Here is a 10,054-nt window from a genome sequence, read left to right as displayed (position 1 = left end):
CTTAATTATATCATAAAAGCCTTGAAATTACTGCGGTTGAATAGTATTTCCAAGGCTTTTTTTCTGCTCTTTTATTTAATGGACTTTTTCAGTGGTCTCGAATTAAACCCGGTTTTTTTCGTTGTATAGAGGGTTTACAAACATACTAAAAAAATGAATTTTCGGTAAAATAATCTCAGAGAGTTTGGGTTATTTTGCGAAGGAATTCCTTGAAAACTAGCGAAATATTATGGAATTACTCTGAAGAAAAATTCCCAGGTGGATTGATGGAACTCAGACTGGCCTATTTTTACCCCACGCTGATGAATCTTTACGGTGATCGCGGCAATGTCCAGGTGTTATCACAACGTTGCCGCTGGCGCGGTATTGACTTGGTCGTGGATGAAATCGGAATTGGCGATCGTCCCAATTTGAGCGCATATGATCTGGCGTTTTTTGGCGGCGGTCAGGATAAGGAACAATATAAAATCGGAGCCGATTTGGTGCAAACCAAGGCTGTAAATCTACGGGCCAGCATTGAAGATGGCCTGGTTATGCTGGCAATTTGCGGAGGCCTTCAGTTGTTGGGCGAATACTACCGTCCATTACAGGGTCCGCCTTTACAAGGAATCTCCGTTTTTGACCTGCGAACCGAAGGCGGCCATGTCCGGGCCATCGGCAACGTGATTGTTCAAGCGGAGCCGGAATTAGGGACTAAGCTACAACTGATTGGTTTTGAAAACCATTCCGGTCGAACTTACCTTGGTCCAGGTTGCCGACCGCTGGGAAGAGTCGTAAAAGGTTTTGGCAATAATGGCAAAGACGGAAGTGAAGGGGCGCGTTATCGAAACTGTATTGGCACGTATTTGCATGGGCCGCTACTTCCTAAGAACCCGGAACTGGCCGATTATTTACTCCGTTTGGCTTTGCAACGTAAATATGGTCGGGTAGACTTGGCGCCATTGGACGATCAGTTAGAAAAAGAGACCCGTGAGTATGTCATGAGCCGGGTCCGCAGGCCCCATTTTTTAAAGGCGGAATGTCGATGAGCAGAAAGCATTGGCTGGGCCAATTCGAAATATTTACAGCCGCGTTGATTGTACGAATCGTATACCATTTGACGCGACTAACCAATATCGGGGAAGGTACCAACTTCCCAGGACGAATCGTATTAACGCTTTTTCCTAATTTAGTATCATTATTAGTGCCCCGATTTAAAAATGGCTGGGTGACGATTACCGGAACAAACGGCAAGACTACAACCACTAAAATATTGGTTGAACTCATGAGAGAACACGGTTGGCGTGTAACTACGAACGCCCGTGGCGCTAACTTGGTTGCAGGAATTGTCACCAGCATTCTATTGGATGAGTTGAATCTGTCCGCTCCATATATGGCTGACTACGCTGTTTTCGAAATCGATGAGGCAGTGTTGATTAAGTCATTCCGATTATTTCAGCCGAAGTTATTGGTCATCACTAATTTCTCCCGCGATCAACTGGATCGTTATGGCGAAGTGGACTCCAATGTAAACCGGATTATGGATTTGATTCGGGACGCACAACAGGAATGTAACGTTGTCCTCAATGGCAACGACCCCAATATTGCCCGGATTGGAGCAGTGGTCTCTGCTGAAAATCGACTATATTTTGGCTTAAAGGAGGAGATTGCTGCTGTTGAGGCCGGCCTCCTCGTTGAAAAAGATACCGGTGCCAGTACTGACTTTGAGGTATCGAACCTCCCCAACCTTGATATCTGGGCCGAAACGCTACGAGTGGATTATTTAAACGGTTGCCGGTTTAATTTGGGTTATCAGCAGCAGCTCGTCGAAGTTAAAACCAAATTGCCCGGAGTTTTCAATACGCTTAACGTTTTGGCCGCTGCCGCCGTCTGCCTTCATTTGGGCGGCGATATGGAACGAGTTAAAAAAGTCATTGGTGAGGTAACTCCCAGCTATGGCAGGAGCGAAAGGTTTGAATGCGGCGGCTTTCCGATATTTTTATTTTTAGTCAAGAATCCGGTCGGATTTAACCACATTCTGCAGTTGTTATCACAGTCCCCGGGCGATAAACGAATCCTGCTCCTTTTGAATGATCTCCCTGCCGATGGCAAAGATGTTTCTTGGATATGGGATGTCTCTTTGGAGAATTTATGGAAAGTATCCGGTATCAAGGAAATTGTCACCAGTGGGACAAGAGCGGGCGATATGGCCCTGCGCGTGAAGTACAGCAATCCGCCTGAAGTGCCTTTAACAGTTGATTATTCAACGAAACGGGCTTTTCATGAATTGGCAAACCATTTGCAACCTGGGGAGCAAATGATTGTTCTCGCTAATTATACCTCCATGATTCAATTCCGTCCGTATCTGCTGCGGGTTTGCGGTAGAAAAACGAAGATCGAGCATTCTCCGAAAAAAGTGGTTGTTTAAAATTATAGCGTCCCTTTTTGCACATTATATGCCACATTCCATATTAGATTTTTTTGCCAATTACCTTCAAATCTTTGTTATTGGAGGATAATGGTGGAAGGAAATCGTGAATTCAAAAGGAGTCGAAAAGTAGCTTTTGCTAGTTCCTTGGCAGAGGTTCGTATCAAGCTTGCCATCGGCAACGCTTTCCTTATTTTGTTGACCCTAGGTGCAAACGGTGAAAAAGCGGACTATTTAATCGCTGGGGCTTATTTGAGCCTTAATCTCTTTTCCCTATTCATACCCCGCTGCGGTTACTGGGCGACCCACATCCTACGAATTCCCTTTATCATCATAGACTTGGCAGTGACAAGCTATATGATTGGGAAGACCGGAGGCGTTGATAGCTGGCTGTGCCCTTTTTTATTCTTGCCGCTCATCGGCGCGATCATTCATTTTCAATATGCCGGTGTCTTCGGATGGTCGACGGTCGTCTCAGTAATTTTGATCATCGCTACTTATTCAAAAACCGGCTTCCAAAGGTTTCCGGCGCCTGAAGCGATTGTGAAAATCGCCTATCTCTACGGCTTTGGGATTTTTGGCAGTTTCCTAATCAGCCGTACGTATCGAGCGTCCGAGGAAGCCTCCAGAGAATTGTCCCAATGGAGTTTAAAATTGGAACGTCTGACCGACTATGCATTGGAGGTTACTGCCAGTTCGGAGTTGGATGATATTTTTGTTTATACCATCAAAGCGGTGCTTCACAACAATCCAGCTTTATTGCCTGCTTTAGCCCTTTTTGAAGACGATCAGCTCAAAATCTATGAATCGTCAGGGTGGAAACAGGACTGGCTTGATCATTACCGCGAAAATCCGCTTCGTAAAAATAGCCTTTCTTTGGCTCCACTGCAGGTTTTTAAAGAGCCTTTGATTTGTACCGATATTACAAGGCATCCCGAATTGACTCGAATTTTCAGCGAGACTCCAATTCGAACGCTTTCAGCCTTTCCGATTGTGGTCGACCGGGAAGTTGCAGGAGTACTCATGATTGCGGATAGCACCCAGGGGGTCATGAGTGATACACAGATTCGAATCATAACGAGCATCGCCGGTCAATGCGGCAATGCTTTGCAACAGGTCGCTAAGCTTCGAACAGTTCGAGCCCAAGCCGATAGAGATGGTTTGACGGGTCTCTTCAACCGCCGGTATTTTGACGAATGGGTCCCTCAAAAGGTTAGAGAGGCTCTTGATAGGGGTTTCCCGCTATCCCTGATTCTCCTGGATGTTGATAATTTTAAGAAATATAACGATAGCTATGGGCATCCCGCCGGTGATATTCTGCTTAAAACTGTAGCCGCTGTGCTGAATCAAGCGGTTCGCAAGGATGATATTGCAGCCCGTTATGGCGGAGAGGAGTTTGTGCTCGTCCTTTGGAATGCCGACAGTGAATTGGCAACGGAAATCGCCGAGCACATTCGGACAACGGTTGCTCAACGAACCCTTGAGGATTTATCCACAAGTGTCACGCTCTCCGCTGGAATCGCTACCTTGCCGGAGCAGACCAAAAATTACTTACATCTAGTCGAGCTGGCTGACAAATCACTTTATCACGCCAAGCGAAGTGGAAAGAATTGTGTTATCCATGGCCAGTTTTAGCAGGTTTTAAAAATAATACATGAGGGATAAATTATAGGTTAATCCCGCATAAGAACTCCCATCCGCATTATGAAAACTGCCCATGCCGATCTCCAATGCTGGCCGTAATAGATACTTCCGGTATTCAACACCGAAAAATCCTTGGAAGCCTCGCGCGGATTCTGATGCCGTCGTGTCATTCGAATGGATATTCTTGAACTTTTCGAAATATCCCCAAGCGGCCCCGGCATAAGGATGAAAATCATTTCGAGTGGGTAAATCGTAAATTCCCCGTATTCCTACGCCCAGTCGGCCATTAGAATTTTCCTCGTTTTCCGTCATGCTTAATGCTAAAATTGGCTGAAGGTAGTAGGAATTGCTCAACGGGAACTTCAAACTTAACCCACTGACGGGCCGGGAAACCTGCCACCCAATTGCATAATCACGTCGTCCGACTGCCGCAAAGCTTATGGAAGCCAGCGTCAATATCAAGATGGAGGCAATCACAATGGAATAGAATTGCTTTTTCATCTGTATCCTCCTTATGAACGAAGTGTTCTAACGGGCAAGCCACGCGAATCCGAAAATTGCACGTATCTAAAAGCGTTGTGATAAACCCTGTCCGAAGGCCAGGGTGAACACAAAAGCTCAGAGAAGCAAGTGATAAAGTCGTTTTGAAATCCTCTTGCCAGTCGAATCGTTTGGAAAGAGACTTTATCACATGGCTTCTAAATTGGCTTAAGAATGGAATTCGCACTCAGCCTGCACTTATCCTGCCACATCCGGTAGTTTCACAATTCAGGGGGAAACAGTGAATTATGCCAAATTTTACCGACCCAATCATCAAGATGGAGGGACCAAACCGTAATTTTTTATTGACAACCCTGGTGAATATGTTTATACTATCACTGTTAAGTAAAACTACTTGACATCTGGAGGATCCTTTTTGGAGAAGTTAGTTCGCACCGGATTACTCTTCGATTTTTATAGTGGTTTATTAACAGAGAAGCAGCGAAACGTCTTACAACTATACTATGGCGAAGATTGGTCATTAGCCGAGATCGCCGAGGCGGAGGGCGTTTCACGCCAAGCGGTTCATGATTTGCTGCACCGTACCGAGCGAACGATGGAAGAATTTGAAACCAAATTGGGTCTCGTCAAGCGTTTCTTGGATGAACAACGAATTTTATCGCAGGTGGCCGACAGATTAAATTCCTTGTTGGCTACGGTGACTAAGGATGACCGGGTTTATACGGAAATTACCGGCATTCATCAAGTAATTCAAAGCTTATTGGATTCTCAGGAAGATTAGGAGGTTCAGTAATGGTTTTTGAGAACCTTTCCAATAAATTACAAGATACTTTCAAACGCCTTCGCGGCATGGGCAAACTCAGTGAAAAAAATATTGAAGAGTCTTTGCGGGAAGTTCGCCTTGCGTTATTGGAAGCTGACGTCAATTTTAAAGTCGTAAAAGATTTTATCGCCACAGTGAAGGAACGTTCCATCGGGCAAGAAGTCTTGAATAGCTTAACCCCCGGTCAACAGGTTATTAAGATTGTTTATGAAGAACTGACCAAGCTGATGGGTGAGCATGAGGCTCCTTTAAAGTTAGCGGATCGCCCACCGACCATCGTCATGCTGGTCGGACTGCAAGGAGCCGGAAAGACCAGCACTGCAGGGAAGATGGCCGGTTTACTTAAAAAACAGGGGCGGCGTCCGCTATTAATTGCTGCCGACATTTATCGCCCAGCTGCCATTAAACAACTTCAGGTCCTGGGCGGTCAATTGGATATACCGGTTTTTTCTCTGGAAGGCGCCGATCCGGTGAAAATCGCGCGGCAAGGTGTCGAATATGCCATCGCCTATCAGCGCGATTTGGTGATCATCGATACGGCCGGCCGGCTTCATGTCAATGAAGAACTGATGAATGAGTTAAAAGAGATTCAGGCGCGCGTCAATCCTCATGAAATCCTACTGGTGATCGACGCGATGACCGGTCAGGACGCAGTCAATGTCGCTAATTCCTTTCAAGAGACTCTCGGCCTGACGGGGGTCATTTTAACCAAACTCGATAGTGATACGCGGGGTGGAGCCGCATTATCCGTGCGGGCTGTGACCAAAGCCCCGATTAAATACGTCGGCTTAGGCGAAAAAATGGAAAACCTGGAGGTTTTTCATCCGTCCCGGATGGCTTCCCGCGTTTTGGGAATGGGCGATGTCCTGACATTAATCGAAAAGGCCCAGAGCAACATCGATCCCGGAAAAGCGAAGAACATCTTCGACAAGATGCGCAAAGCCGAATTTACGCTGGATGATTTTCTGGATCAGTTGCGTGAGATGAAAAAAATGGGTCCTTTGGATCAGATACTTGGCATGCTTCCCGGCAATATGTCCAAACAATTAAAAGGCGTTCAGGTCAATGAGAAAGAAATGGTTAAAGTAGAAGCCATTATTCAATCCATGACCAAACAGGAACGGGCCAATCCCAGTATCATTAATGGCAGCAGAAGAAGGCGTATCGCGGTCGGCTCGGGAACCACCGTACAAGATGTCAACCGGATCCTTCAACAATTCGAACAAAGCCGCAAAATGATGAAACAATTTGCCGATATGGGCGGGAAAGGGAAAATGCCCAAATTGCCGTTTTAGCTTGACAACAATTTAAATTATGAAAAATTCTTTCTTTTCTCGAAGGGAGGTGACAAATATGGCAGTGAGAATTCGTCTTAACAAAATGGGAGCCAAAAAACGTCCATTTTATCGTTTGGTTGTTGCCGATTCAAGAGCTCCTCGCGATGGACGTTTTATCGAGATTATCGGTCACTACAACCCGATTGTCGATCCGGTTGAATTGGTTGTTGATAAAGAAAAGGCAGCCGACTGGATAAAAAAAGGTGCTCAACCTTCGGACACCGTGAAGCGGCTCTTAAAAAAAGTCGGTGTAATCGCGTGATTATGTGAGGTGTTTCCATGAAAGAGCTTGTTTTACAGATTACCAAGGCCTTGGTTGACCATCCTGAAGATGTCCGGGTTTCCCACATTGAGCGCAACAACCAAACCCTGTTGGAGATTAACGTCCATCCCGAAGATGTTGGTAAAGTCATTGGCAAGCAGGGCAGGATCATTAAAGCCATCCGAACAGTGGTTAAATCTTGCGCGGTGCGCGATAACCGCAAAATCAGTGTGGAATTGGGAAATAAATAAAACAATGGAAACGCCAGACTTGATCGCTATCGGGGAGATCATTAAGGCACAAGGAATTAAAGGGGAGTTAAAGGTCATCCCTTTGACTGAAAATCCCAGACGTTTCGGAGAGGTAAAGCGGGTTTTTTTCCACACCCAATCTGGCTGGCAGGAGCTTTTCATCGAAAAGTACCGCGATTTGAACGGAATCATCCTACTAAAATTCGCCGGTATTGACGATTTGACAGCCGCTAACTTACTCGGGCGAGGATTGATTTACATTCCGCGTAGCGAACGTCCGCCTCTACCTCAAGGACGTTATTATTTTGATGAGATCGAGGGACTACGGGTTTTTACTACCTCAGGAAGGTTGCTGGGTGTGATCGATCAAATTTTGGAGACCGGTTCGAATCATGTCTACCGGATCCAAGGGGATGGTAAACCAATACTCCTACCGGCACTCAAAAGTGTCATTCAATCGATCGATCTAACGGAAGGGAAAATGACTGTCGAATTACCCGAGGGTTTGCTAGAGGAAGATATTTGATGTTGATTCAGATCTTAACACTGTTCCCGGAGATGTTTGACGGCCCTTTTAATTGTAGTATTTTAAAACGGGCCCAGGAACAAAACTTGGTAGAGTTTCGTTATCATAATTTTAGGGACTTTACCACCGATAAACACCGAATGGTCGACGATTCTCCCTATGGTGGCGGCAGCGGGATGGTTTTAAAACCGGAACCGATCTACCGTTGCCTACAAGCGGTCAAAAAGGATCGTCCCCTGGCAAAAACAATTTTGATGACTCCGCAAGGAGCAGTCTTTGACCAGAAATTAGCTCGGCAGCTTTCTGCTGAAGAACATCTGATTTTTATCTGCGGCCACTATGAAGGCTTTGACGAACGAATCCGTCAATGGGCTGACTTTGAGCTTTCCATTGGTGATTATGTATTAACCGGCGGAGAACTCGCGGTAATGGTGGTCTGCGATGCCCTGGTTCGCTTAATACCCGGTGCCCTGGGTTCTGATGAATCCGCGGTGCGGGATTCATTTACCGGTAGTTTGTTGGATTTCCCGCAGTATACGAGACCGGTGGAATTTGAAGGTTCGGCAGTTCCGGAACTCCTGCTCTCCGGTCACCATGCCAAAATTGAAGCGTGGCGCCGTGAACAAGCCATCGTCCGGACCGCACAACGACGGCCCGACCTGTTGAAGGACGCCAATTTAACCGAAGCGGAACAGAGATTTTTGATGGAAAAATACAATATTAAACCTTAATAGCTTTGGAAAGGAGGTTTTTTGCTGATGAATATTATTGATGCTATCGAACGGGAACAATTACGTTCCGATATTCCGGTTTTTGCACCGGGAGATTCCGTAAAAGTTCATGTGAAAGTTGTCGAAGGCGGCAAAGAGCGGATTCAGGTTTTTGAAGGTGTGGTTACCCGCCGGAGCCATGGCGGCTTGAAGGAGACCTTTACGGTCCGGAAAGTGTCCCAGGGTATCGGCGTGGAGAGAACTTTTCCGGTTCATTCCCCGATGCTGGATAAAATCCAGGTGGAGCGGAGAGGTAAAGTACGCCGGGCAAAACTATATTATTTGCGGGAACGTTCCGGAAAGTCCGCTCGTATCGAAGAACGTCGCGAAGAATAAACTTACTCAAGGGAGGCCGTCCCCATGCTCGGGATCCAAAAATCGGAATACCGTGAAAACATTGAGGCATTTGCTATCGCGGTTCTTACTATCCTCTTTATCATCATCTTTGTGATGCAGTCCTTCCTGGTGAAGGGGACTTCAATGGAGCCCACTTTACGCGATGGGGAACGGCTATTGGTCAACAAATTCATTTTTCAAATGCGCATTCCCAAGACAGGCGATATTATCGTCTTGAAATATCCGAAGGATCCTACCAAGAAATTTATTAAACGGGTGATCGCCGGTCCCGGCCAAACAGTTTATGTTCAAGATTCCAAACTTTATGTGGATGGAACCGAACTGGACGAAAAGTACATCAAGGAAAAAACCTTCTCCAACTATGATTTTCAAGTTGTCCCGGAGGGAACCGTTTTCGTGATGGGCGATAACCGCAATGGCAGCAAAGATAGCCGGGATCCCGACGTCGGTTTTGTGCCTTTGAAAAATGTGGTAGGCAAAGCATTTTTCATTTTCTGGCCGCCACAGAAGATTCAAGTGTTGTCCATCCCAAAGTATAAAAACAAGATTGCCCAGTATCCACAGTAATTTGAATCTGCAGCAATCAGAAGAAAGACCCGGTTCAACCGGGTTTTTTCGTTTTTGATTGACGTCAAACATCGCTCCGCACTGAATAAGATTCTTCAAGATGGATAATCTATAACCGCATTTTAATAACGAAAGGAGCGATGAGAATGCCCGATGTCAACTGTACCGTAAACAACTGTAAATACTGGACTTCCGGAAACTTATGCGAAGCTCAACAGATCGTCATTCAGAATGACGAAGAGGGCGGTTTTTCCCCCAATGCGAATTTAAAAAGCTTAAAGGCAACTCCGGCGGATGCCAATGATGATACCTGTTGTCAGACTTTTAAAATGAAATGAGTATTTTTTTCTTTGAATTCAATGTTCCTGTTTATAAATGGCGGCTCTTGCTGCCATTTTTGTTTTTTTAAGAGGTAAAAAGGACTCAATAACCGTAACCGTCAAACCGCCGCTCACCTTGAAAGGGGATGTTTGGGAAGGTACAATTTACTCCAAGAAGGTTCAAAATGTTCAACGGAGCGTTTTGAAGCAAGTTGGAGTGATTAGAGTGATTAGAACGGAGACCCAAAAAATCGTAACACAGATGCGGCTGTCGGGCTGGAGCGAAGCG

The 10,054-nt window shown here is 45.8% G+C and carries 14 protein-coding genes; 13 read left to right on the top strand and 1 reads right to left on the bottom strand.

The genetic code is table 11. The features are described 5' to 3' along the window. The first annotated feature begins 209 nt into the window (after positions 1-209). The 3 genes from EDC14_RS26130 to EDC14_RS26120 all read left to right on the top strand — a co-directional run bounded on the left by EDC14_RS26130 (position 210) and on the right by EDC14_RS26120 (position 4,042). Entirely contained in the window at positions 210-1,028 is an 819-nt protein-coding gene (locus tag EDC14_RS26130; RefSeq protein WP_341540197.1) for a type 1 glutamine amidotransferase, read from the top strand. Beyond that, positions 1,025-2,407: a Mur ligase family protein gene (locus EDC14_RS26125; RefSeq protein ID WP_165908342.1), complete on the top strand. Its 1,383-nt coding sequence runs from the start codon at positions 1,025-1,027 to the stop codon at positions 2,405-2,407. Before EDC14_RS26130 ends, EDC14_RS26125 begins: the two co-directional genes overlap by 4 nt. A gap of 93 nt (positions 2,408-2,500) precedes the next feature. After that, positions 2,501-4,042, top strand: a complete 1,542-nt coding sequence (locus EDC14_RS26120; protein ID WP_207930800.1) for a sensor domain-containing diguanylate cyclase — start codon at positions 2,501-2,503, stop codon at positions 4,040-4,042. Between the two features lie 6 nt (positions 4,043-4,048). On the opposite strand, the gene EDC14_RS26115 is transcribed toward EDC14_RS26120, so the two are convergent. After that, positions 4,049-4,552: a hypothetical protein gene (locus EDC14_RS26115; RefSeq protein WP_132018254.1), complete on the bottom strand. Its 504-nt coding sequence runs from the start codon at positions 4,550-4,552 to the stop codon at positions 4,049-4,051. A gap of 415 nt (positions 4,553-4,967) precedes the next feature. On the opposite strand from EDC14_RS26115, the gene ylxM reads away from it, so the two are divergent. From ylxM to EDC14_RS27125, 10 genes are all read left to right on the top strand, one after another. Then, on the top strand, positions 4,968-5,333 hold the full coding sequence (ylxM, locus tag EDC14_RS26110) for a YlxM family DNA-binding protein (protein ID WP_132018251.1): 366 nt from the start codon (positions 4,968-4,970) through the stop codon (positions 5,331-5,333). A gap of 11 nt (positions 5,334-5,344) precedes the next feature. Beyond that, positions 5,345-6,670, top strand: a complete 1,326-nt coding sequence (gene ffh, locus EDC14_RS26105) for a signal recognition particle protein (RefSeq protein WP_132018248.1) — start codon at positions 5,345-5,347, stop codon at positions 6,668-6,670. A 58-nt stretch (positions 6,671-6,728) separates the two neighbouring features. Beyond that, on the top strand, positions 6,729-6,974 hold the full coding sequence (rpsP, locus tag EDC14_RS26100; protein ID WP_132018245.1) for a 30S ribosomal protein S16: 246 nt from the start codon (positions 6,729-6,731) through the stop codon (positions 6,972-6,974). Between the two features lie 17 nt (positions 6,975-6,991). Next, entirely contained in the window at positions 6,992-7,225 is a 234-nt protein-coding gene (locus tag EDC14_RS26095) for a KH domain-containing protein (protein WP_132018242.1), read from the top strand. Positions 7,226-7,229: 4 nt separating this feature from the next. Continuing rightward, positions 7,230-7,751 carry a ribosome maturation factor RimM gene (gene rimM / locus EDC14_RS26090; protein WP_165908341.1) on the top strand — a complete coding sequence of 174 codons (522 nt, stop codon included), beginning with the start codon at positions 7,230-7,232 and terminating at the stop codon, positions 7,749-7,751. Further along, positions 7,751-8,482 carry a tRNA (guanosine(37)-N1)-methyltransferase TrmD gene (gene trmD / locus EDC14_RS26085; protein ID WP_132018236.1) on the top strand — a complete coding sequence of 244 codons (732 nt, stop codon included), beginning with the start codon at positions 7,751-7,753 and terminating at the stop codon, positions 8,480-8,482. Before rimM ends, trmD begins: the two co-directional genes overlap by 1 nt. 27 nt (positions 8,483-8,509) lie before the next feature. Further along, complete coding sequence (gene rplS / locus EDC14_RS26080) at positions 8,510-8,857, top strand: 50S ribosomal protein L19 (RefSeq protein ID WP_132018233.1); 348 nt, start codon at positions 8,510-8,512, stop codon at positions 8,855-8,857. Between the two features lie 24 nt (positions 8,858-8,881). Beyond that, complete coding sequence (lepB, locus tag EDC14_RS26075) at positions 8,882-9,445, top strand: signal peptidase I (RefSeq protein WP_132018230.1); 564 nt, start codon at positions 8,882-8,884, stop codon at positions 9,443-9,445. A gap of 146 nt (positions 9,446-9,591) precedes the next feature. Beyond that, entirely contained in the window at positions 9,592-9,783 is a 192-nt protein-coding gene (locus EDC14_RS26070; RefSeq protein WP_132018227.1) for a DUF1540 domain-containing protein, read from the top strand. A 37-nt stretch (positions 9,784-9,820) separates the two neighbouring features. Continuing rightward, positions 9,821-10,054: hypothetical protein (locus EDC14_RS27125; RefSeq protein ID WP_207930799.1), on the top strand; the 234-nt coding region annotated here is incomplete at its 3' end.

It is taken from the genome of Hydrogenispora ethanolica, from assembly GCF_004340685.1.
GTDB classification, from domain to species: domain Bacteria; phylum Bacillota; class UBA4882; order UBA8346; family UBA8346; genus Hydrogenispora; species Hydrogenispora ethanolica.
The sequence above is the reverse complement of the archived record's forward strand: the minus strand, read 5'-3'. Positions and strand labels throughout refer to the sequence as shown.

Coding starts and splice junctions, on each gene's coding strand:
- rpsP (WP_132018245.1), top strand. CDS start 6,729: ATGGCAGTGAGAATTCGTCTTAACAAAATGGGAGCCAAAAAACGTCCA.
- EDC14_RS26095 (WP_132018242.1), top strand. CDS start 6,992: ATGAAAGAGCTTGTTTTACAGATTACCAAGGCCTTGGTTGACCATCCT.
- EDC14_RS26070 (WP_132018227.1), top strand. CDS start 9,592: ATGCCCGATGTCAACTGTACCGTAAACAACTGTAAATACTGGACTTCC.
- ffh (WP_132018248.1), top strand. CDS start 5,345: ATGGTTTTTGAGAACCTTTCCAATAAATTACAAGATACTTTCAAACGC.
- trmD (WP_132018236.1), top strand. CDS start 7,751: ATGTTGATTCAGATCTTAACACTGTTCCCGGAGATGTTTGACGGCCCT.
- EDC14_RS26115 (WP_132018254.1), bottom strand. CDS start 4,552: ATGAAAAAGCAATTCTATTCCATTGTGATTGCCTCCATCTTGATATTG.
- lepB (WP_132018230.1), top strand. CDS start 8,882: ATGCTCGGGATCCAAAAATCGGAATACCGTGAAAACATTGAGGCATTT.
- rimM (WP_165908341.1), top strand. CDS start 7,230: ATGGAAACGCCAGACTTGATCGCTATCGGGGAGATCATTAAGGCACAA.
- rplS (WP_132018233.1), top strand. CDS start 8,510: ATGAATATTATTGATGCTATCGAACGGGAACAATTACGTTCCGATATT.
- EDC14_RS26125 (WP_165908342.1), top strand. CDS start 1,025: ATGAGCAGAAAGCATTGGCTGGGCCAATTCGAAATATTTACAGCCGCG.